We start from the raw sequence: 22,121 nt of genomic DNA on the forward strand, positions 1-22,121 counted from the left end.
GATGTGACGAGCTTTCGCCGCATCGTTGCCGCTTGGTTGACCGGACCGTGCGCTTGCCCTCCGGGGCGGTGTACGGCCGCCGAATCCGCGCCTCGCGGAGCCGGGGACCCATCATTTGGGGTGAATCGGACGCCAGCCCAGGCTGCGCCCGTAGGGCACTTCCAGGCCCGAACCCGTCAGCTAACCCGGTAGGCGGCATGGAAGCAAGGAGTCAATGTCGTCATGCCCGAGCCTCGGCTTGCCGCAATCGCCCACACCCTCAAGAATCGCCTCGATCCCCACACCAAGCGCCTCAGCTTCGCCGTCGCCGGTGCGATCCTCGCCGGAACCACCGCCATCGCGGGCGTGGCCACCACGGCGTTCGCATCGGACGCCGGCCACGTCCCGACGCGCGAATCCCACCCTGAGAGCGGACCTCTCACCTACGGTCTGGACATCTCCAACTACGAGCCCCTGTACGACTGGAATGCCAGCGAGGCCCAGTTCGGCATCATCAAGGCGACGGAGGGCACGAGCTTCCGCGATGCCTCCTTCGCCAGGCACTGGCGCGAGCTGGGCAAGAAGGGCATCGTCCGCGGGGCCTACCACTACGGCCACCCCGGCAACGACCCCATCGCGGAGGCCGAGCACTTCCTGTCCGCGGTGAACTCGCAGCCCGCCAAGCCCGGCGACCTGCTGGTCCTCGACCTGGAGACCACCGACGGCCAGTCCGTCGCCGAGGTCAACGCCTGGGCCAAGGAGTGGCTGTCGTACGTGAAGACCAAGACCGGAATCACCCCGATGTTCTACAGCGGCTGGAACTTCGCCAACACCTACGGCAAGGGCCTGGCCGAATACCCGCTGTGGGTCGCCCACTACAGCAAGGCCAAGGGAGCGGTCACCCCGCCCGCCGACTGGAAGTCCTGGACCATCCACCAGTACACCGAGTCCCCCATCGACCAGAACGTCTCCGCGCTGACCGCCGACCAGTTGCGCGGCCTGGGCCGCCGCGCTGTCTGAGCAGAGCAAGGTGAGAACGGTGGACGCCGGTGAGGCGCTCGCGCGCTCCTGACGTCCACCGATTCGCCCCTCCCCCAGAGCGGGACCTGCGCGGGAGATCAGCCCTCGAACGACACGGTGGCGAACCGGTACCAGGTCTTGCCGTTCTCGTCCCCGTAGTGGATACGACCGGTCATGACCTTGCCGTACCCTGCCTGCCAGCTGTGGCTGCTCTCCTTGTACTCACCGCTGGTGTCCCCGTCTCTCAGCCGCACCTGCTGTCCCTGCCAGTACAGCGCGGCGCTGCGGTACCTCGTGTCGCCGTTCTCGTCGTCCTGGTGCCATCTGCCGACGACCACCTGGTTGTCGGGAGCACTGTAGTCGGACCTGCTCTCCCTCTGGGGGGAGGTCCAGTCTCCGGCGTGCACCTGGACCTGCTCGCCGTTGATCAGAATCCGGCTGCAGTAGTAGGTGGTGGGGGCATCCTCGTCGCCGTAGTGCGAGCGGCCGGTGAGCACCTGGTTCGGCGGGCAGGTGAACTGGGTGCCCCTCGATTCCCGCACGGTCTCGGTGTAGACGCGTTCCATCTTGATCGTCACCTCCGCCGAGGCAGGAGAGGCCATGGTGGTGGCCGACAGGGCGGCGGCCACGGCGACGACGGACAGGGCCTTGCCGTACGTTCTCATGTCTTCGGTTCCTTTCGAAGTGCGATCACGCGCGAGGCGGCGGCGGTCGGCGGGATCAGCCCGCGAAGGTCACGGTGGCGAACCGGTACCAGGTATTGCCGTTCTCGTCCCCGTTGTGCAGACGACCGGTCATGACCTTGTTCTCGTCCGCGTGCCAGGTATGGCTGCTCTCCCTGTACGCACCGCTGATGTCCCCGTTGGCCAACAGCACCCGCTGGCCCCGCCAGTAGATGGTGGCGGTGCGGTACCTCGTGTAGCCGTTCTCGTCGCCTTCGTGCCACCTGCCGGCGACCGCGTGGTGGTCGGGGGCGCTGTAGTCGGACCTGCTCTCCTTCTGGCGGGAGGTCCAGTCGCCCAGATACACCTGGGCCTGCTCGCCGTTGATGAAGATGAAGCTGCAGTAGTAGGTGGTGGGGGCGTTTTCGTCGCCGTAGTGCGAGCGGCCGGTGAGCACCGTGTTCGTCGGACAGGTGAACGGGTCGATCCACTCGCGCACCGTCTCGGCGTGGGCGCGCTCGACGTTGATCGTCACGGCCGCGGCGGACGCGGGTGCGGGAGCTGCCACGGTCACGGCCGCCAGTGCGGTCAGGGCGGCTGCCGCGGTGGATAACGCCTTCTTCCTCATGTGTGTGTCTCCTGCGACGCGTTTTCGCTTACCCGCGGAGCATCACAGAGCCCACTGGTGATCCACTTGTGCCTCGGTTGCGACGGCCTGCGCCGCGGAGATCCTGCCCCGCCTGCCCCCGGCTCCCCGAATGCCTCCCCGTGCCCCGCGGGCGAGAGGGCATGTCACCTATGAGGCGAGAGGGGTGATCGAGCGTAGCTCGGCCTCCAGCTCCCCCCAGTAGCCGTCCTGGAGTTTCCCGTCCTGGTACCAGCTCACTGCCGGGCTGGCATCGACGCCTCCATTAGACACGCGGTCCAGCCCGTCCGGGAGCATCTCGTGCGCAACGGCGACAGACCGGTTCACCTCGCGGAGGTAGTCGCGGGCCCGGTCGTGGGCCCCGCCCCCCGAGGGCCACATCCAGTTGGGCAGGTCGTCGTCGATCTCCAGGTCGCCGAGCTTGACAGTGCTCTCGAACTCCGCCTGGTATTGCATCAGCCTGCCGGAGAGCCAGGACAATGCCTGGCCGGTGGCTCCGCAGGCGTAGGCGAGGACACGCGCGTCCGCATGCATCACACGCAGGTACGCGTGCGCGTACTCCGACGTCCGTCCCGGCCAGGCGTCCGAGAACTGCCGGGCGCGGTCCTCGACGGTCTGCTGGAAGCCGACAAACAGGCTGGCGAGGTCGGAGCAGAGCGTGCCCCGCTGGCTCATCGCGTTCCAGTCGCCACTGTCCAGGTAGAACTTGACAGCCGGCGCGTCGTGCCGCGAGACGTCCTCCTCGACCCAGGGTTCCTTTGTCCACAAGGTCGCATACCCGTCGTCCTGCCGGTTGGTGAGCCAATCCGTCGCCGGGCGGTACGAGTCGAACAGCCCTTCCGCTCTGTCGTAGTTGACACCGCTGGCCAAGGCGAGGGAGCCGATGTTGGAGTAGTTGCGGTAGACGACGACGGCTGTGTCCCTGATCGCTTCCCCCAAGCCCATGAGGTTGTAGTCCAGCCGCACCAAAGAATCCCATTGCAGGAAGTTCGCGGTGTTACCGAACAACCAGTGGTTCATCGTGAAGTCCCCGGGCTCCCAGTTGACCAGGTTCCGCAGCGCATCGAACTGCTCCGGGAGGACAACAGGCAGCTTCCAGCCATCGCGGACGTCTTGGCCGTACAGGGCCTCGCCCTGCTTCAGGGTCATGCCGGCGTCGTCCTGCATCTCCAGGCCGATCTTCTTCAGCTTCGTGCGGTCGACGTCGATGTCTTGGACGGACGGCCACGAGCGGGACAGCTCCGGTTCTCCTGACCAGCCGGACCATGGTTGGGAGGGGACAGGTTCGCGGGCCATGCTGCGTCACTTTCGCGCGAAGGGGCGTGGCAAAACGATCAACATACTAGTGCTCCGCATCGGCGATGAAGGTGAGAGTCGACCTGCAGTCCTCCGCTTGGAGAAAGGTTCACGTCCTGGACGTGAAGGATTCGCGCGTGAGACACCTTCTGGCCATCCCGTCTGCGGAAAGACGACGTCGAAGCACCCTCGGCGGCCCTGCCGAGCCGGCGCCCGCGGAGCGTGGCGGCAGGACCAGCACATGGGAAAGCTCACCGATTAGCAGAAGATAAGCGCCTTCCAGCGGCGCGCTATCTCAGCGGCTCCAGGTTGGCCTGTACGACTCGCGTTTCGAGTGATCACTGCTACGAGGTCAGCATTCACGCGTCGTCGACACCGAGGTGTTCTTTCAGCCTGGACCAGCTCGCGAAGCCGTATGTGCAGGCGGTGACGAGCCGATGTCGGACAGGTCGAGCTCCCCCGCGCGTCTCGAGCTCACACCACCAGCCGTCCGCCTTGTGGAAGACAAATCCCGCTCAGGGAATACCCGATGCACCGAACCCGACGAGCCCGTTGGGACATTTTGAATGTCCGCCAAATGACCCGTCACTGCCCTGGATCGCTGTAGTCGAATGCTGAAGCATCGTGAGCAGCCCGGCATCATCGCACCACCATTCGGACAACCCACGGAGGTTCCCTTGGAAACAAGAACGAGAGACCGTCGCCCTGTCCGTCGGCGCCTAATGGGTGTGACACTCAGCGTTCTCTTCGCCGGCATCGTCACGGCCGTTGTCGCGTCACCCGCATCGGCCGGCAGAAACGGCAACATGTGGATCGGCGTGAATACCGACCCGGCGGGCACCGCTCGGGTCTCCGTCCAGCAAGTCGCCGGAGTCAGTGGTACTTACCACATAGACATCTGGTACGCGGCGACCGGGGCGCGGTACGGCGGGACCGGTGACTACTACTACAACGGCGGCACCAGGGAATTCCTGAAGGGCAGGAAATCGGAGGTCGCCGGTAAGCGGCTCTGCGCCCAACTCTGGTATCACAAGCCCGGCGGCGGCTATGAATCGCAGGGCCTTCCCTGCCACGATTACTGATACCGGCAACGTTGAACAGCCCGCCAGAGATGCACGCCGGCGGGCTGTTCAACGTCGGGCCGTACACGTGCGGCGCACCCTTGTTCGCCTTCACCTGCCGACAGACTTGGTTCTCATGGCGATTTCTGCTTGCCCGCGGCTGAATCTCGGTTAAGGCACTATTTCCGTAAGGGGCTGCAATGCGGTACCCACCCACGCGTCAGCGCAATCCACCAGCCCGTCAGTCCCCATGCCGCCCCCGCAGGGGTCATCGTCAAGGCGAGCAGGCCGTATCCCGTGCTTACCGAGCCCAGATTCCAGATCGAGCGCTTGAGTCCCATCAGGGCGAACGACATCACGATCCCGCAGTTGCCGGCCAGGGGGCCGTCAGCAGCGTCAGCAGGCTCAGGGTCAGGGTGAGTGGGGAGGTGGCCCTGGCGAGTTCCGGTGTGGCGGTCCTCCGGGAGATCCTCCGGGTCCGTGCCGACACAACCCCGCGACTCCCTCTCTGACTCCGCCGACGTTCGCACAGCCGCCCGACTGGGATACTCGGGGATCGACCTGAAGCTAATGGGCGAGCCCCGGGCCGGGCGGAGACTACGCTCGGCAGGAAGGAACCGCTGATCCGCCACACGTTACAGGACCTCCACCCGGACACCTCGCGGTTGAACGGGCTCGCCACCTGCATCAGGTGGCATGGTGGTGGGCGCAGGAGAACCGTGGCCCGGATGGCCGATTGCCATCGGGCAAGGCGATTGCGGTGCAATTTTCTCGCAGTCCCCGCTGGGGTCGATTCGACCGGTCCGTTCCTCGGACAGCTTCCCGAACATCCGGACCAACTGCGTGGGTCCGGATTTTCCGCTAGGCCTCGCGGCGACTCCTGGTGGGCTTCTGCGCGATGTCTCGCATCCGTGTGACGTGGGGATGCCAAGGCCGGTCCGTGGGGCCTGTGAACACGAGCCGACGGCCGAGTCTCGGTTCGAGCTCGACCATCATGAGGGTGTCGGGGAGCATGGTGGCGGCCAGTGAAGGCATGATCGCGACGCCGAGGTGCGCTTCGACCATGGCGAGGACGGTGCTGATCTCATGGACCCTCTGCGCGGGGGCGTAGCGGGCGCCTGTCATGGCGTGCAGCTGCTTGATCTGGGGCTCGCAGCCGCTGGAGGTCACCAGGAGCGGATCCGCCAGAAGGTCGTCGAGTTCGATGCGCCCGCTGGCAGCCAGGGGGTGATCTCGTCGGAGCACGGCCCGGAAGTCGTCGCTGGCCAGCAGCAGACCGCCCGTGGGGATCGGGTCGGGGTCGATGAGCACGGCGGCGTCGACGGCTCCGGTCGTCAGCCATTCCTCGAGCTCGGCGTCGCTGCCTTCGAAGAGCCGGATGTCGACCCCGGGGATCTCCGTACGCCACAGGGCGAACAGTTCGGGAATGAGCCGGTGGGAGACGGTCGGTGACGCTGCCACCCGAACGAGGCCGGTGGCGTCCCTTTCGTTGTGGGTCTCGATGGCGGCTTCCAGCGCGCGTGCCGCCGCGAGCACGCTGCGGGCGTGTGGGAGGAGGGCCTCGCCGAGCACGGTTGTGGTGATGGCGGGGGAACGGCGCACGAGCGGGGCTCCGGTGGCGCGTTCGAGCGCGGCGAGTGTATGGGAGACGGCTGACTGGCTCATCCGGAGGTGGTCGGCTGCCGCACCGAAGCCATCGTGGTCGATCACGGCCGTGAACACCTCCAGCTGGCGCAGGGTCACGCTCATGCATTTACCTCATAAACAGATGAGCTTGATTTATTTGCTTCATCTCTGGAGTTTACCGAGACTGAGCAGGTGACGGCAGCGATCAGCGACGGCACGCGTCCACGAGACGACTCGAATCGAGGAGCGCAAGCGTGAACGGCATTGCCGGCAGAACCTGGGCATGGGCCCGTCTGGGCGTACTGGCCCTGCTGTGGGGGTCGACATTCCTCTGGATCAATTGGCCCTGACCGCGCTATCTCCTGCACAGCTCACCTTCGCTCGCTGCGTACTCGGGGCGCTCACCTTGATGGCGTTGTGCCTTGGTGCGCGTCAGCGTCTCCCTCGTGGACGCGAGATCTGGGGACGCCTCTTCGTCGCCGCCTTCTTCTGCAACGCCTTGCCCTTCTTCCTCTTCAGCATCGGTGAGCAGAGCGTTGACTCCGGGGTGGCCGGCGTGCTGAACGCGACGACTCCGCTGTGGTCACTCCTGATCGGGATCGTCATCGGCACCGAACGCGCAGTCGACCCGGTCCGCCTGGGCGGACTGCTTCTCGGGTTCGCGGGAGTCGTGGTGATCTTCGCTCCATGGCAGCATGCCGGCTCTGTCGGCTGGGGAGCGTTCGCCATCGTCGCCGCGGCGGCCAGCTATGCCATCGCCTTCGTCTACATGGGACGAAACCTCGTTGGGAAGGGTGCCGCCACGATCTCCCTCTCCACGGCTCAACTCTTCGCGGCGGCGGCGCTGACGGCGCTGACCTTGCCGGCCGGTGGCCTTGCGCCGGTCCAGGCCGAGCCGCGGGGCTTGATCGCCGTCATCATCCTGGGGATCTTCGCCACTGGAATCACCTTCCACCTTACGTTCCGGATCATCGCGGACGAGGGCGCGACCAATGCCGCGACAGTCGGCTACCTGCTGCCGGTGGTCTCAGTGGTACTGGGAGCCATCGTGCTCGGCGAGGGTTTCAGTGTCCGGGTCGCCGTAGGAATGGCCGTCGTACTCATCGGTGTCGGTATGACGCGTCGTCGGAAACCGGCCCTCGAAACCTCGCGTACTACGAAAGAAGAGGATGTCCTTCGGTGACGACAGTGACAGTGAGCATCTCCCCGGCGGTGTCGCTGCGAGCGGAAGCCATCGTGATCGGTGTCGCCAAAGGCCCCCACGGGCCGGTGCCGGCACCCGGCGCAGAGGCGGTGGCCAAGGCGTTCGCCAGTACGTTGGCCGAGATCCTCGGCATGCTCGGCGTGACCGGTGCTCGGGGCGAAGTGGTCAAGCTGCCGTCGCCCGACGGCGTCGAGGCCGGCGTGGTCGTCGCGGTCGGCCTTGGCGACGCTGTCAACAGCGGCGCGTACGATGCCGAGACACTGCGCGAGGCCGCAGGCGTGGCCGCCCGGAGCTTGGCCGGCATGAGGAAGGCCGCCCTGGCCCTTCCTGTCGAGACCGCCGAAGCCGCGGACGCGGTGGCCTTGGGCGGTTTGCTCGGCGCGTACGCCTTCACCGCGTACCGCACATCCGGCAACGCCAAGGGCCCTGTCGGTGAGCTGGCAATCCTCACCCATCACCGGGGCCACACGATCGCCAAGGTCGCGGCAGAACGCGCCACTGTGATCGGCCAGGAGCTGAACCGTTGCCGGGACCTCGTCAACATGCCGGCGAACGACCTGTCCCCAGAGAGCTTCGCCGCCATTGTGCGGGCCGTCGGTGAGGAGTACCGGCTCAAGGTCGACGTCCTCGACGACAAGACGCTCACGGAAGGTTCATTCGGCGGCATCCTCGGTGTCGGCCAGGGGTCGGCCAACCCACCCCGGCTGGTGAAGATCGCCTACACCCATCCGGAGGCGAGGACCAACCTGGCCTTCGTGGGCAAGGGCATCACCTACGACTCGGGCGGCATCTCGTTGAAGCCGGTCGGCTCCAACGAGATCATGAAACGTGACATGTCCGGCGCTGCCGCCGTGTTCGCAGCCGTGGCGGCGGTGTCCCGGCTCGGCTTGCGGATCAACGTCACCGGCTGGCTGGCACTGGCCGAGAACATGCCGTCCGGGTCCGCCATTCGCCCCGGTGACGTGCTGCGGATGTACGGCGGCAAGACCGTCGAGGTGCTCAATACAGACGCCGAGGGACGGGTGGTGCTCGCCGACGCCCTGGTGCGCGCGGGCGAGGAGAAGCCTGACGCCATCGTGGACGTGGCCACCCTGACCGCGGCCATGAGAATCGCACTGGGCGACCGCATCTTCGGCGTGATGTCCAACAACGACGACTTCCGTGACCGGGTCCTCGACGCCGCCAGGCGGGCCGGCGAGCAGGCTTGGCCGCTGCCGCTGCCCGCCCACCTGCGCAAGAGCCTGGACTCCCGGGTGGCCGACATCGCCAACACCGGCGTCCGGATGGGGGCCGGCCTGGTCGCCGGCCTGTTCCTCAGGGAGTTCGTGCCAGACGGCACCGACTGGGCTCACCTGGACATCGCCGGACCGGCCTTCCATGAGGGCGCTCCCTACGGCTACATCCCCGAGGGCGGTACCGGATCCGCGGTGAGAACCCTGGTTCAGCTGGCGGAGGACATCGCGGGCGACCGCAACCCGGCCGACAGATGACAATCCACGACGAATAGGGGCCGAAGACCCGTATGACCCTTCCTGACTCCGCCGCACCCTTCGGCCACTACTCACTGGCCACGGTCACGCCGGACGGCACCATCTGGGTGTCCGCGCAGCTTCCGGTGGGCAGCGGCATCTCCGCCGACTCCTCCGTTCCGCGGCAGGCACGACAGGCATTGTCGAATGTCTTGTCGATCGTCGAATCCTACGGCGGCAGTCTCGAGTCCATTGCCAAGGTCAACCTCTACCTGACGGACATCTCTGACTGGGACGCGGTCGACACCGTCTTCGCCGAGGTGTTCGGCGACCATCTCCCAGCGCGGACCGTGCTTCAAGTCGGCGGGTTGCACCACGGCTTCGCGTAGCAGCAGACGCTGTCTCCTGGCGAACACGATGATGACTCCCGATCGAAAGGGCGGCCATGAGGATTCTCTACCAGGTCGATGCCTTCACCCTTACTCCGTTCACCGGCAATGCGGCCGGTGTGGTGCTGGAGGCACAGGGCATGACGGACGCCGAGATGCTTGCGGTCGCACGCGAGCTCAACAACTCTGAGACGGCCTTCGTGTTGCCCCCGGATGGTTCTGACCATGATGTGCGGGTCCGCTTCTTCACCCCGACGACAGAGGTTCCGACTTGTGGGCACGCCACCGTGGGGGCACACTTCGCCCGAGCCGTCGAATATGACCTGCCGTCGTGCTCATTGGTGCAGAAGACCGGCACGGGGTTGCTCCAGCGGGTGGAAGTTCACCGAGACGGCGACCGGGTGCGGATCGGGATGCACCAGGGCGTGGCCGACTTCGGCCCCGAACTGGACCGCCACCAGGTGGACAGGCTGCTGCGCGGTCTTGGCGCCGGCGCAGGCGACCTCGCCGACAACGGTCCCGTCCAGGTCGTTTCGACCGGTCACTCCAAAGTGTTGGTGGAACTGCGTGACCGCGCCGCGGTAGACGCCTTGAAGCCGGATCCCGCAGCGTTGACGTCGCTCAGCCATGAAGTGGGTAGCAACGGCTTCTTCGTCTTCACCCGCGCCACCGGTGACACCGGCCTGCTCACTTGGTCGCGGATGTTCGCACCCGCGATCGGCATCACCGAGGACCCGGTAACCGGCAATGGGCACGGCCCGCTCGGCGCGTATCTAGTGCGACACGGCATCGTCCCGACACTGGACGGACGGCTCACCTTCACCGGGAGACAGGGGGAAGCGATGGGACGGCCCGGCGATGTTCGCGTTCATGTCGAAACCCAGCACGGCGGGAGACTTCTGGTGTCCATCGTCGGCGACGCGGCAACGGCATTCCGGGCTGAGCTGAGCAGTTCCCATCCGCAAGCCAAGGGGGCTGCAGGCACGGCTGGCGACCATGGCGCCCGGACCACTGTGCCGGCCCGGACTTCCGCGGAGTGATCCCGAAGGAGTTCGACGCTCGTTGGACATGGCCGCTGTGGGCCGACGACAAGAAGATCGAGCAAGCGGCTTGGACAGGTGCGAGGCCAACCGTCAAGGGAGAGACGCACCCGGGGATCACACCCACCGCCGTCCTGGCCCGGCAAGATCATCAGCGCCCGCGGCCCAGGTCCTGATGCCGACGGTGGGGCGAGCCTGCTGGTGCTGATGGCCAGGTCCCGCCGCAAAAGCCAGAGAACCTGCGCCGGTGTTCCACCCCTCACCCGAGGCGATCGCGCGGATGACCGCGTTATTTGCGCCGCGTTGAGGAGTTCCGGTTGCGGACGAGCCAGAGGACGCCGCTGCCGGGACCGCCCCCGCGGCCACCGCCGGGGCGCCCGGCTTCGGCTACCACAAGGTGCGCGCCGGCATCCCCGCCCACGCCGCCAGGTTCCACGTGGAAAGCCCCGACCTGGCCGCAGGCAGGTTCCCCGCTGGGGCCTACTCCAGCGGCTTCGGCTGCACCGGCCAGAACACCGCCCCCACGCTGACGTGGTCGGGCGCCCCGGCCGGGACCAAGAGCTTCGCGGTGACCATGTTCGACCGGGACGCCCCGACCGGCAGCGGTTTCTGGCACTGGACGGTCCGCGACATCCCGGCCTCCGCCACTTCGATCCCCAAGGACGTCACCACCGGGACCAACGACACCGGCGCGGCCGGCTACCTGGGCCCGTGCCCGCCCGCGGGCGACCGCCCGCACCGCTACGAGCTGACCGTCCTGGCGCTGGACGTGGCCGACGCGGGCGTCCCGCAGAATGCCACCCCTGCCCTGGCCTCCTTCGCCCTGTCCGCCCACGTCATCGGCTACGCCCGCATCACCGCGACCGCCAAGCGTTGAGGATCGCGACCGATTCGAAACCCCTGAAACGACGAGATCCCGCCTGCGTCTCAGGATGGCAAGGTCACGTGGCCGCAGGAACAAGCAAAAAGCCAGGTCAGACGGTATCTAACCTGGTTGTTGCGATGGTGCCCCCTGCAGGATTCGAACCTAATGACTCCGTACGACCCCGAGTTTCGCCGACTCGGGCGCTCGCTCCAGATGCCTAGATTCGAATCGGAGCTTGACTCCTGACCGCAGGCCGTGCGCATGGGGCGAGGGTCTGGCGGGTAGCGGTCGACGGGGACCGAGCCAATGCCTGAGTTGATACCGGACCTGGAGTCCTGTGCTAAGGCCGTGCACCTCGCTCCCTCTCGGCCGCCACCCGCCAGACCGCTTCTTTTCGTCACGATCGTGGCGTGAGCCAGCCGCAGGAGACACCGCTCGTATCTACCCGGGCGCTCGAGCCCTTGCGCAGAACGCGGGCCTGCGGCGGGCTGGGGCCACGAACTGCTGATCGGATGTCGAGCCGTCGAGCTCTCTCATTAAGGCGTGGCGTGCCCCTGCGCGGCTCACTTGGGCCAATGACGAACGAAGGAGGCTCCGGTGACGGTGACATGCGGAATCGACTGGAGCGAAACGCACCACGACGTCGCCCTGGTCGATGAAAGCGGCAAGCTGGTGGCCAAGCGGCGCATCAGCGACGATGCCCACGGCTGGCGGGTCCTGGTCGAGTTGCTGGCCGAGCACGGCGACCGTCCCGACCACCCGATCCCTGTCGCGATCGAAACCGGGCGTGGGCTGCTGGTGTCCTGCCTGCGGGCCACCGGGCGCAAGGTGTATGCGATCAACCCGCTGGCCGTGGCCCGTTACCGCGAACGCCACACCGTCGCCCGCGCCAAGTCCGACCACGCCGACGCCATGACCTTGGCCAACATCCTGCGCGTGGACGCGGCCTGCCACCGGCCGCTGCCCCAGGACTCCGAGCTGGTCCAGGCGATCGCCGTGCTGGCCCGGGCACAACAAGACGCCGTCTGGAGCCGTCAGCAGCTGGCCAACCAGCTGCGATCCCTGCTGCGCGAATACTTCCCCGCGGCATTGCAGGCCTTCCACATCAAGAACATCGGCCTGACCACCCGCGAAGCCCGCACCATCCTGCAGGCGGCGCCCACGCCCACCGCGGCCGCCAAGCTCACCGCCCGCAGATTGCACGCCCTGCTGCGCGCCTCGGGCCGGCAACGCAACATCGCCACCTGGGCTGAGCGGCTGCAGGCGCTATTCGGTGAAGAACACCTTCGCCAGCTCCCACTGGTCGAACAAGCGCTCGGCCGCCAGGCCCAAGCCTTGCTGTTGCAGCTGGATGCAGCATGCCGCGCCGCCGACGATCTCGCCGACGCCACCAACGAAGCCTTCCACCAACACCCAGACGCGGCCATCATCACCAGCTTCCCAGGCCTGGCCGACCTCACCGGCGCCCGCGTGCTCGCCGAACTCGGCGACGACCGCCACCGCTTCGCCGACGCCCGCGCGCTGAAGGCCTACGCCGGCGCAGCACCGATCACCCGCGCCTCCGGCAAAAGCCTGGTCGTCCACCACCGCAAGTGAAGAATCAGCGCCTGGCCGCCGCCGGCTACGTCTGGGCCTTCGCATCCCTACGAGCACCAGGCCCCCGAGCCCACTACGACCGGCGGCGCGCCGAAGGCGAGCGACACTCCAGCGCACTACGCAACACCTTCAACCGCCTGCTCGGCTGCCTTCACCACTGCCTACAAAAGGGCGTGACCTACAACGAAGATGCCGCCTTCCAACCACGATCGAAGGCCATGGCTTGACAACTTGCGCAGATCGGATGTCTGCGCACCCGGCTCCGGAGAGGGTTGCAGATGGTGCCCTTAGGCTGCATGCGACCTGGAGAAACGCTAGCCCCTAGATCATCAGTGTCGATTACGGCCCACAATGGGCCCACGATCATGACAGGCAGATGAGAGGTGCGCGCGCTGCAAAGTGCGCAGCTCACGGCCTAGAGAATGTCGCGCATCGTCGCAGCATGAAGATCTTGGAGCTGCCTAACTGCGACCACCAAGGATTTCACAGAGAAACACTTGCCCAGGCGCAGGACGCCCTGGCGCTCTGCAGCGGCGTCGGCCACACCGCCGGACAGGGCAACGCCCTAAACAACATCGGCTGGCTGACCATCGAAATCGGCTATCACGAGCAAGGACTCGCGCTCTGCCGCCGCGCCCTGGACATCGCCCGGAAAGTCGGGAACAAGTACGGCGAAGCCGCCACCCGCGGCAGCCTCAACTTCGCCCACCAGCACCTCGGCAAGGACGACAAGGCCGTAGAGCATCCTTCGCCCGCGCAGCCGAGTTTGTTCGCAGAGCTGGAGGACCGGAGCGAGCAGGCGGCGAGCCTCAGCAATCTCGAAGACACCTATGACGCTTCCGGCGACCACGGCCAGCCCCACGCCGTGTGGCGGGAAGTGCTGAAAATCCTCACCGAGCTGGACCACTACGACGCACACGCGGTGAACGCAAAGCTCTCATGAGCTCGATCTGGTCGGCCAGGGCAATCCGGAACCGACAGCCTGGCATCCATCGCCAGGCGACAGATAACGCCGAAACTTCTGCGTCATCCAGCATGTAAAGGTCACGCCCGCAGGACCGCCTTCGGCGAAGGGTATCTCCCACGTTGATACCTTCGTCACGGATCATCCCTTTCCCGTTACTGAAAACGATCTTTACTTTTAGTCCGGCCTTATGTGATGATCACTTCGTTTTGCCACACACGTTCGAAAGGTTGTGAGTGAACACACGCCAACCAGCGTCCGGCTTATCCAGCCGGACGCGCCGCCGCGCTGCCCTGATCGCTGCTCTGGCGCTGCCCATCTCGCTGATGACAGCACCGGCGATCGCCCAGGGCCCCACGCCATCTCCCGCCACCCCGCAGACTGTCCCCAGCACGCCGACGAGCGTCGCACTCACCCAGGCCAAGAAGGACAACAAGCGCGTCGAGATCGAAGCGCTGCGCTCGGAAACGGGCACCTACTTCGCCAACCCGGATGGCAAGACGCTGCAGGCCGAGCTGTCCAGCACCCCAATCCGGGTCAAGAAGGACGGCGCCTGGCAGCCGATCGACACCAGGCTGATCGAAAAGGACGGCGTCCTGCAGCCCAAGGCGAGCCTGGGCGACCTGACACTGTCGGCCGGCGGCGGCACCAACGCAGTCACCTACACCGACGACAAGGGCAAGGCGTCCCTTGCCGCCCCCGCCACGCTGCCCAAGCCGGTGGTCAAGGACAACACTGCCACCTACCCCGACGCCTACGGCCCGGGCGCCGACCTGGTGGTGACCGTCACCCCGAGCGGCTTCCGGAACGATGTGGTGATCCGCCAGCGGCCGGCCAAGGAGCTCAAGCTGCGGGTGCCGATGCGCCTGCCCAAGGGTCTGAAGCTTGGCAAGGGCGCCGACAAGACCCCCGGCGTGCTGGACGCCAAGGGCAAAGAGGTCACCGACCTGTCGTCCGCGACGATATTGGACGCCGCCGCCATGTCCAGCCCCGACCAGGGCCTCGTCGGCAAGGCGAGCACCGCGGTCGACGGCGACAGCCTGGTCCTGACCGCGCCATCCGACTTCCTGGCCGATCCCGCCGTCACCTACCCAGTGACGGTCACCGCCGCCTCGGAGGACTGGGTGGGGACCGGCATCGCCGGCGACACCCACGTCAGCAACGTCCGGCCCAGTGGGCGCGACAACGCCACGCTGCAGTGGCTGCTGGCCGGCCGCTCGCACAGCGGCACCCAGACTCACCGCAGCTACATCCGATTCAACATCCACGGCACACCGCTGGAAGGCGGCACCGTCGAGAACGGCGACCTGCGCCTGCACAACTACAACTCCCACACCTGCGACGATGAGGCCAGCGCCGGCATCGTCGCCCATCGCATCACCACCCCCTGGACGGTGGACACGATCACCTGGGACAACCAGCCGTCGGTGACCATCAGCGGACAGGTCGGCAACAGGGCTGCCTACAGCTCACAAATCCCCTGCCCCGAAGGCGAAGGCGAGCTGTACTACTCCATCGAGCAGATGGTCCAAGCCTGGATGAACGGCGAACCAGACGAAGGCGTCCGGCTCATCTCACCCACCGAAACCGTCGCGCAGAACTGGCGCTACTACCGCTCCGACGAATACGGCGGCTACGACACCTACCCCTTCACCCCCCGCGGCCCCGTCCTCATCATTAAGTACACGCCAGCACCGACGGAGACGGAAGCCGTCTACTACTCCTACGAAGGACCAGAACTCACCGAACCGCCCACGTACGAGCAGGCCGTGGCAATGCGGGCGCAGACACACCCTGACGGTCCAGATCCCTCACCGGTGACCTACGAGCAACTCCAAACCCTCGCCGAGACCCGCAGTTCCGTACCCACGTACGTGAAAGCGGACGACCTTCCCGACGACAACCCCCAGCCTGATCCGGACACCACGGCTCCCAGGGTGGGGATAACGACTCCGCCAGCAAATGCCACGGACGTCCCGACGAACGTCCAGATAGCGGCGTACTTCAGCGAGACGGTGAGCGATGCAGCCATAGTGGTGAAAGACGCCCAGGGCGCCAAAGTGGCCGGAAACGCGAGCATCGATACGGAGAACGTCATACTGACCTTCGCTCCGAGCGCCCCACTGGCCACCGGAAGCGTCTATACCGCCGAAGTCTCCGGGGCCAAGGACGGGGCAGGCAACGTAATGACGCCCTACTCCTGGTCGTTCACCACCGGTGGCGGGACCGACACCAACCCTCCGGCCGTGACCGGGATCGTCCCAGCACAAGACGCCGCGGACGTGCCTGCGGATACTACGGTGAAGGTGACGTTCAGCGAAGCAGTGACCGGTGTGCAAGTCACCGTCAAGGACCCTGCGAACGCACCCATGCAGGGCACGCTGGACCCTCTCGGCGGCTACGCCGAGTGGGTCTTCACACCCTCCAAGCTCACCGCCCAGACCACCTACCAGGTCGAGGTCGCCAACGCCAAGGACGCCACAGGCAACGTGATGGCGCCCTTCACCTGGTCGTTCACCACAGGCGCGGGGGCGCCGCCTCCAACGCCCGGGCTGGTAGCGGCGTACGGCATGAACGAAGGCTCGGGAACGAGCGTGGCCGACTCATCCGGGCAGAACAACGCCGGGACGGGGAGCAGCACCACTTGGGCCAACGGCAAGTACGGCAAGGCGCTGTCGTTCAACGGCTCCTCCAGCTGGATCACCGTCCAGGACGCCGCGTCGCTACGTTTGACCACCGGGATGACGCTCTCCGCCTGGGTAAATCCGGCCACAGTAGCCAACTGGAGCAGCGTGGTGGCCAAGGAACTGAGCGCCGGAGGCGTCTCCTACACCATGTACGCGGCCAACGGCAGCTCGGCTCCATCCGGCTGGGTGCAAACCGATCCTGCGAGCCATTCGACTGTCACTGGAATCTCACCATTGCCGGTGAACACCTGGAGCCACCTGGCACTGACCTACGACAGTGCTGCCCTGCGGTTGTTCGTCAACGGCCAGCAGATCGCCCAGACCGCCCTGAGCGGCAACCTCTACAACGACGGCAGCCCGCTGCGGATCGGCGGCAACAAGATCTGGGGCGAGTACTTCAGCGGCCTGATCGACGAGGTGCGCGTCTACAACCGCGCCCAGACCACAGACCAGATCCAAGCCGACATGAACACCCCCGTCGGCTCCACCACACCGGGACCCGATCCCACGCCCACCCCAACACCAACCCCCACCCCAGATCCCACGCCCAACCCGGTGCCCGGGCTGGTGGCGGCCTACGGCATGGAAGAAGGCACAGGCACCACCGTCGGCGACTCCTCCGGGCAGAACAACACCGGAGCAGCCACCGACACCAGCTGGACAACCGGTAAGCACGGCAAGGCGCTGTCGTTCAACGGCTCCTCCAGCTGGGTCAGCGTCCCGCACGCCCCGTCGCTGCGCTTGACGAACGCAGTGACGCTCTCGGCCTGGGTGCAGCCCACGGCGCGGGGCTGGAGCACCGTGCTCATGAAGGACTACAGCGAGGGCGGCTCCTACGGCCTCTACGCCTCCAAAGGAACAGACACCCCGGCGGGTTGGTTCCAAACTGCCGACTACGAGGACGGCGGAGCTGAAGGTCCCAGCCCACTGCCGCTGGATCAGTGGAGCCATCTGGCGGTCACCTACGACGGCAGCTTGACTCGCCTGTACGTTAACGGTATCCAGGTTGCGCAGGAGTCCGTCTCTGGCGAGCTCGTCGACGACGGCGGCGCGCTCCGGATCGGCGGGAACACCGCCTGGGGCGAGTTCTTCAGCGGGCTGATCGACGAGGTCCGCATCTACAACCGCGTCCAGACCGCGACCGAGATCCAGACCGACATGAACACCCCTGTCGGCGCGGCGGCATCGGGTGCGGCAGCGCCGCGGCTGCAGAAGAGCTCCGCTCTCGAGATTCAGAAGCTCGCGGTCAACGACAGTCACACCGTGGATGGCGCTACCGTCACCTCCACCCTCACCCCCCGCCTGACTACCTGGCTGTCTGCCGGGCGCGACGGCGAAGCGAAGGTGGAAATGGAAATCGCCCGCAAGCCCACCAAATCCGTTAAGACGGACAAAGCAACCACGGACAAGCGGCTGATCTGGTCCAGCCAGGCCACTGCCAAGCCCGGCGATTCCCAGGTAACGCTACAGGTACCCAAGGGCAAGTTGCGGAACGGCGAGACGGTGAGATGGCGAGCCCGAGTTATGGCTGGGAGCATAAACGGCACCTGGTCGACCTGGCACAATCTCGCTTTGAGCGAGTCCCCGCAAGAACAGGCGACGCGTGGAGCCGACGCCTCCGCAGCGACCACAGAGCCGCCGGAGTTCACGGTGGATCACCTCACCGCGGAGGAGTGCGAGAGCGACAGGCTGCCGGATGGCCGCTACGTATGGAAGGACGTCGCGCTGACCTTCACGTGGTGTTACACCCATTGGTACGGCGTCACCTTCTATGCCAAAGTCTGGGATCCCACTGCGAGTAAGTATGTAAAATCCCCAGTCGGCTGGACGCAATTCCGCGGGTCAACGGTCATCAACACGCGTATCGGGCGGAAGAACAACGACGAGGCATGGGACGACCCCAACCGCAAGAGCCGCGACATCGACGTGTGGATGAAGATCAACCGCATGCGTACCGTGGGGAACACACAGAACGCAACGATTCGCACCTACGTCAAGCTCGCCGGATCCCCTTCTAGCTCACAGTGCCAGCCCATGTCCACGGCCGAAAGGCAGTCGTCACTGCCTGGCTGGGAAAGCGACAAGTATGCACACTTCATAATTCAATCCAATAAAGGAAGCATAGGCCCGAATTATTTGGGGACATGCACTATCAGCCCGTTCATCGAGGTCGCATCTCCACTCGGCGACGAAGACTTCGACCAGTTCAACGATCCGATGCAAATCGCTTGTGACACGGAACAGGCAAACTTCAACTACGTAGGTGGTTGCGTCTTCCAGAAGGCCAGCAGGATCCTGCAATACGAGACGACCAGCGTTGCGCATGGGGCGGTCGCACGGCACATCAAGGACGCCTACTACAACCCAGCGGCCCCGGGCACTGCACCCGCAATCAGCAACAAGGTCGTGCCGGGCAATTTTACGGCGCCTCGTGATAGTGGCCAAGGCCAACCGTTGCACCGAACCACCGACGCAGCCTTACGAGCCGATACCACGACTCAGATACAAAAGGGCTGCAACACGCTCACCTTCTATGTAGCACACGAATGCGACGAGTATCCGTTCAACTCCACCTGGGAAGGCGGTGGTCGTAAATGGAAAACGCGGCAGCCGCTGTCGGACAACTACTCGGTCAGATATGTATTCCATTCGGCGAACGAGTCCGCCGGAACCAGCCTGAACTGGTTCTATTGGCGCTACCGGATTATGGATGGATCTCCATTCTGGGTTATGATCACCACAAACAATAACCCCGTAGATAAGTGACGCGCGACGGGAAGGGATTATCCTCCCTTCCCGTCGGCTTCCACGCAAAGTACAACGACAAGGATCTACAGTCGATGTTCGACATTACCTGGATCGACTTAATCTGCCTCACCGCGGTAAAAGGCCACGACATGGAGTCGGTCCGTCGGGTCATCGGTGCGGAAAGTGAGCCCAGCTCTAGCGACGACCCGCGCCTCAACAGCAATAACCCTCCTGAAGACGCAATGATTTCTGAATGGGGGGACGGTATCCTCGTCTGCCAGCTCGGCTACGGAACCCGATGCGCTAAGCCCCAGACGTTGGCTGCCCTGGCGACCGCCGGACACTCAGTCATGACCACCTGCTGGCATGACCGAGGCATTAGTCCGGCGTTTCCTGGATGGCATAACCTTCTCGCGCTCGCCGCAGACGGCCGCCTGCTGTCCGCGCTCGACCCTTCGAACCACCAGCAGCAGCGGCTCGGCTACGACACCTCGGCTCTCGACCCCTACCTCGCCGGAGCTCGCTTTGACTACGAGACGATCCCCGTGTGGAGCCCGGCGGGCCAGACAATCGGATACGGCGCCGGCGGTTCCACCACCGTGGCCCACTGGCGGTATGCGTGCCTTTCAGCCTTGGAGAGATTCGTGCAGGCCGAACTCCATGAAAATATCGTGAGGTCTGCCATCCCAGGCCGCAACTTCTTTCTGAGCGGCCGCCTGCCGGAACCGCCGATGCCCGTGCCGGAATTTCTCAATTTCTCCAGGGAAGGTTGAACGATAGCGCGCTTTGGGATCCGCTGGTCAGACCCGCCCCATCTTGCCGCTGTAGACAAGCGTGAACCGGGCGGCCGGTACCACGATGTCAGCCGTCTCCACCTGCGTCTCTCCCGCGTAGTAGGTGCGCTGGATCGTAACCATGATCGAGCCTGGCACATGCCGTAGCCGCTCGCATTCCTCAGCCGTCCCAAGTCGCGCCCCGACTTCTTCCACCCAGTCGTCAACAGGCATGCCGATACTCAGCATGCGCTCGGCTACTCCGCGTCCGGCCAGCATGCCATCCTCCGGCAGCACGACTGGCGTCCCACGCGTGACCGCAAGCGTTCCCAACTGGTCGAGAGCATGACCGGCTCCCCATCGGCCGAGAAGACATAGTCAGTTCGAACGACGTCTTCCACATCGGCCGTGGGCTCACCGAGGCCCAGGCGCTCGCGGATCTCTGACGGAGCCTGAACCGTCTGTGACTCGTAGGTCCAACCGGCCTCGCGGCCCTGCCGTTCCATGTCCTGCATGAACGGCGAACCGTACGGCGCCGCTCGATACCACGCACGGATGAGGCGTTGCGGCTCCCGAGGCAGCCGAACGAACGTGCCGGCCCCAGATCGTGCGACGGCGAGACCTTCGGACACAAGCACTTTCAGCGCCTCGGAGACGGTGGAGCGCGAAATGCCGAGGTCGGCCGCGAACCCTGGCACGGAGGGCAGCGCCGCCTCGCCGTTCGAGGCTTGGTCAGAAGCTCTTTCCTGGCCCACAACCTACGAGCTTCAACGAGAACGGGCGGGACTCCGTGAGACTGGAGGCCCGCCCGTTCGTACGATGTTCGCCCTGCTCAGCGGCCCAAACCGCTGGTCAAGATCGAGTGCCCCCTGCAGGATTCGAACCTGCGCACCCGGCTCCGGAGGCCGGTGCTCTATCCCCTGAGCTAAGGGGGCTCAACGAGTGATAAGGCTATCAGCATCGCGACACCACTCGGCACAGGATAAAGCTCCTTGTACGCATCCCGCGAAAACCGCACGTGGCGGCCCTGCCACAGGTTAACTTTGCGGCCGTGGGCGAGGTTCTTGGGAAAGTACTGGTCGTCGACGACGACGAGGTCATCCGTCAGCTCATCGCGGTCAATCTGAACCTGGAGGGGTTCGAGGTCGCGACCGCCACCGATGGGCAGGACTGCCTTGATCGCGTGCTCGACGTCATGCCGGATGTGATCACGCTGGACGTGATGATGCCGTGCCTGGATGGATGGGCGACGGCGGAGAAGTTGCGCACCGAGGAGGCCACCAGCCATATCAAGGTCGTGTTGATCACAGCCCGGGCGCAGGACGACGACAGGAGGCGGGGGCTGGGGATCGGGGTGGACGCCTATCTGACCAAGCCGTTTGATCCGGCTGAGCTGATTCAGGTCGTGCGGGATCTGGCGGCCGGCGGGCAGGGCTGAGGTGGGTGGTGGGTGTGGATGCGCGGCTTGAGCGGGCCAAGGTGTTGTACGAGCGCGCCGTTTTCGGCGGTGACGTGGGCGGGCTGGAGGTCGCCGACCGGGAGTTGAACGGTCTGGAGGCCGATCTGGCGCTGGCTCGCGGTCGCGTCGCCCACGCGCGGTTTCTCGACGGACAAGGCGAGGACGCGGAAGAGATGGCCCTGTTCGAGCGGGCAGCGGAGCTCTATCGGCTGGTCGGCGACGTACGGGGTGAGGGCGAGGCGCTGTTCTGGGTGGGGGTCTTCCATCAGGTCGTCCGGCGCGACCATGAGGCCGCGCGGGCGGTTCTCGAGCGCTCCCACGAGCTCGCGACCCGGGCCGGCGACAAGCTGACGCTCTCGTACGTCCTGCGCCACCCCGGCATCGCCGAGCACGTCGCCGGGCGGTTGCAGGCGGCGCGGGAGCGGCTGGAGGAGTCCGTACGGCTGCGCAGAGAGATCGGGTTCCCGGCCGGTGTGGCGGCTAATCTGGTGGGGCTGGCCTACATCGCCGTTGCGGAAGGTCGGCGTGATGACGCCGTGGCGGTGCTGGAGGAGGCCGGTGAGCTTGCCGGGGCCAGTGGCGCCGCAGGCGTGATGCGGACGATCGAAGAGGCGCGGGCACAGCTGTAGCGGATTTT

The 22,121-nt window shown here is 65.7% G+C and carries 18 protein-coding genes, 1 tRNA gene, 1 pseudogene and 1 riboswitch; of the genes and pseudogenes, 13 read left to right on the forward strand and 7 right to left on the reverse strand.

What is annotated here, in order from left to right; translation table 11 throughout:
* Positions 1-67 precede the first annotated feature (67 nt).
* A riboswitch (cyclic di-AMP (ydaO/yuaA leader) is annotated at positions 68-210 on the forward strand.
* A 12-nt stretch (positions 211-222) separates the two neighbouring features.
* On the forward strand, positions 223-999 hold the full coding sequence (locus ACIBVN_RS32310) for a glycoside hydrolase family 25 protein (RefSeq protein WP_397142855.1): 777 nt from the start codon (positions 223-225) through the stop codon (positions 997-999).
* 98 nt (positions 1,000-1,097) lie between these two features.
* Here ACIBVN_RS32310 and ACIBVN_RS32315 read toward each other — a convergent pair whose 3' ends face one another.
* From ACIBVN_RS32315 to ACIBVN_RS32325, 3 genes are all read right to left on the reverse strand, one after another.
* Positions 1,098-1,664, reverse strand: coding sequence for a hypothetical protein (locus ACIBVN_RS32315; RefSeq protein WP_397142857.1), 567 nt, complete (start codon positions 1,662-1,664; stop codon positions 1,098-1,100).
* Between the two features lie 55 nt (positions 1,665-1,719).
* A complete protein-coding gene (locus tag ACIBVN_RS32320; protein WP_397142859.1) occupies positions 1,720-2,289 on the reverse strand; it encodes a hypothetical protein in 570 nt (189 codons plus the stop codon).
* Between the two features lie 168 nt (positions 2,290-2,457).
* A complete protein-coding gene (locus tag ACIBVN_RS32325; protein ID WP_397142861.1) occupies positions 2,458-3,603 on the reverse strand; it encodes a hypothetical protein in 1,146 nt (381 codons plus the stop codon).
* A gap of 728 nt (positions 3,604-4,331) precedes the next feature.
* Between ACIBVN_RS32325 and ACIBVN_RS32330 the strand changes: the two genes are divergently transcribed.
* On the forward strand, positions 4,332-4,685 hold the full coding sequence (locus ACIBVN_RS32330; protein WP_397142863.1) for a hypothetical protein: 354 nt from the start codon (positions 4,332-4,334) through the stop codon (positions 4,683-4,685).
* A gap of 840 nt (positions 4,686-5,525) precedes the next feature.
* Here ACIBVN_RS32330 and ACIBVN_RS32335 read toward each other — a convergent pair.
* Entirely contained in the window at positions 5,526-6,413 is an 888-nt protein-coding gene (locus ACIBVN_RS32335; protein ID WP_397142865.1) for a LysR family transcriptional regulator, read from the reverse strand.
* A 190-nt stretch (positions 6,414-6,603) separates the two neighbouring features.
* On the opposite strand from ACIBVN_RS32335, the gene ACIBVN_RS32340 reads away from it, so the two are divergent.
* The 9 genes and pseudogenes from ACIBVN_RS32340 to ACIBVN_RS32380 all read left to right on the forward strand — a co-directional run bounded on the left by ACIBVN_RS32340 (position 6,604) and on the right by ACIBVN_RS32380 (position 20,025).
* Complete coding sequence (locus ACIBVN_RS32340; protein ID WP_397142867.1) at positions 6,604-7,473, forward strand: DMT family transporter; 870 nt, start codon at positions 6,604-6,606, stop codon at positions 7,471-7,473.
* Entirely contained in the window at positions 7,470-8,984 is a 1,515-nt protein-coding gene (locus ACIBVN_RS32345; protein WP_397142869.1) for a leucyl aminopeptidase, read from the forward strand. Before ACIBVN_RS32340 ends, ACIBVN_RS32345 begins: the two co-directional genes overlap by 4 nt.
* A 32-nt stretch (positions 8,985-9,016) precedes the next feature.
* A complete protein-coding gene (locus ACIBVN_RS32350) occupies positions 9,017-9,352 on the forward strand; it encodes a RidA family protein (protein WP_397142871.1) in 336 nt (111 codons plus the stop codon).
* A 56-nt stretch (positions 9,353-9,408) separates the two neighbouring features.
* The gene (locus ACIBVN_RS32355) at positions 9,409-10,392 is read left to right on the forward strand and encodes a PhzF family phenazine biosynthesis isomerase (RefSeq protein ID WP_397142873.1); all 984 of its coding nucleotides are present in this window, start codon (positions 9,409-9,411) and stop codon (positions 10,390-10,392) included.
* A gap of 397 nt (positions 10,393-10,789) precedes the next feature.
* Positions 10,790-11,269, forward strand: a complete 480-nt coding sequence (locus tag ACIBVN_RS32360) for a YbhB/YbcL family Raf kinase inhibitor-like protein (protein WP_397142875.1) — start codon at positions 10,790-10,792, stop codon at positions 11,267-11,269.
* A gap of 585 nt (positions 11,270-11,854) precedes the next feature.
* Positions 11,855-13,080 (forward strand): annotated as a pseudogene (locus ACIBVN_RS32365) (IS110 family transposase).
* Between the two features lie 215 nt (positions 13,081-13,295).
* Complete coding sequence (locus ACIBVN_RS32370; RefSeq protein ID WP_397142877.1) at positions 13,296-13,796, forward strand: hypothetical protein; 501 nt, start codon at positions 13,296-13,298, stop codon at positions 13,794-13,796.
* Positions 13,797-14,053: 257 nt separating this feature from the next.
* A complete protein-coding gene (locus ACIBVN_RS32375; RefSeq protein ID WP_397142879.1) occupies positions 14,054-19,270 on the forward strand; it encodes a LamG-like jellyroll fold domain-containing protein in 5,217 nt (1,738 codons plus the stop codon).
* Positions 19,271-19,344: 74 nt separating this feature from the next.
* Positions 19,345-20,025, forward strand: coding sequence for a hypothetical protein (locus ACIBVN_RS32380; RefSeq protein WP_397142881.1), 681 nt, complete (start codon positions 19,345-19,347; stop codon positions 20,023-20,025).
* Positions 20,026-20,052: 27 nt separating this feature from the next.
* On the opposite strand, the gene ACIBVN_RS32385 is transcribed toward ACIBVN_RS32380, so the two are convergent.
* From ACIBVN_RS32385 to ACIBVN_RS32395, 3 genes are all read right to left on the reverse strand, one after another.
* Positions 20,053-20,322: a hypothetical protein gene (locus ACIBVN_RS32385; protein WP_397142951.1), complete on the reverse strand. Its 270-nt coding sequence runs from the start codon at positions 20,320-20,322 to the stop codon at positions 20,053-20,055.
* Positions 20,283-20,780: a GntR family transcriptional regulator gene (locus ACIBVN_RS32390; protein ID WP_397142883.1), complete on the reverse strand. Its 498-nt coding sequence runs from the start codon at positions 20,778-20,780 to the stop codon at positions 20,283-20,285. The genes ACIBVN_RS32385 and ACIBVN_RS32390 overlap by 40 nt, the downstream gene beginning before the upstream one ends.
* Before the next feature lie 108 nt (positions 20,781-20,888).
* Positions 20,889-20,960 (reverse strand) — tRNA-Arg (locus tag ACIBVN_RS32395).
* Between the two features lie 116 nt (positions 20,961-21,076).
* On the opposite strand from ACIBVN_RS32395, the gene ACIBVN_RS32400 reads away from it, so the two are divergent.
* The gene (locus tag ACIBVN_RS32400; RefSeq protein ID WP_397142885.1) at positions 21,077-21,463 is read left to right on the forward strand and encodes a response regulator transcription factor; all 387 of its coding nucleotides are present in this window, start codon (positions 21,077-21,079) and stop codon (positions 21,461-21,463) included.
* 14 nt (positions 21,464-21,477) lie between these two features.
* Positions 21,478-22,113: a hypothetical protein gene (locus ACIBVN_RS32405; RefSeq protein ID WP_397142887.1), complete on the forward strand. Its 636-nt coding sequence runs from the start codon at positions 21,478-21,480 to the stop codon at positions 22,111-22,113.
* Positions 22,114-22,121: the final 8 nt, after the last annotated feature.

Source organism: Nonomuraea sp. NPDC049400 (assembly GCF_044466425.1).
GTDB lineage: Bacteria > Actinomycetota > Actinomycetes > Streptosporangiales > Streptosporangiaceae > Nonomuraea.

Bases quoted from the DNA above. Each gene is read 5' to 3' on its own strand.
- ACIBVN_RS32370 (WP_397142877.1), top strand. From the start codon at position 13,296: ATGAAGATCTTGGAGCTGCCTAACTGCGACCACCAAGGATTTCACAGA.
- ACIBVN_RS32320 (WP_397142859.1), bottom strand. From the start codon at position 2,289: ATGAGGAAGAAGGCGTTATCCACCGCGGCAGCCGCCCTGACCGCACTG.
- ACIBVN_RS32310 (WP_397142855.1), top strand. From the start codon at position 223: ATGCCCGAGCCTCGGCTTGCCGCAATCGCCCACACCCTCAAGAATCGC.
- ACIBVN_RS32335 (WP_397142865.1), bottom strand. From the start codon at position 6,413: ATGAGCGTGACCCTGCGCCAGCTGGAGGTGTTCACGGCCGTGATCGAC.
- ACIBVN_RS32355 (WP_397142873.1), top strand. From the start codon at position 9,409: ATGAGGATTCTCTACCAGGTCGATGCCTTCACCCTTACTCCGTTCACC.
- ACIBVN_RS32380 (WP_397142881.1), top strand. From the start codon at position 19,345: ATGTTCGACATTACCTGGATCGACTTAATCTGCCTCACCGCGGTAAAA.
- ACIBVN_RS32315 (WP_397142857.1), bottom strand. From the start codon at position 1,664: ATGAGAACGTACGGCAAGGCCCTGTCCGTCGTCGCCGTGGCCGCCGCC.
- ACIBVN_RS32350 (WP_397142871.1), top strand. From the start codon at position 9,017: ATGACCCTTCCTGACTCCGCCGCACCCTTCGGCCACTACTCACTGGCC.
- ACIBVN_RS32325 (WP_397142861.1), bottom strand. From the start codon at position 3,603: ATGGCCCGCGAACCTGTCCCCTCCCAACCATGGTCCGGCTGGTCAGGA.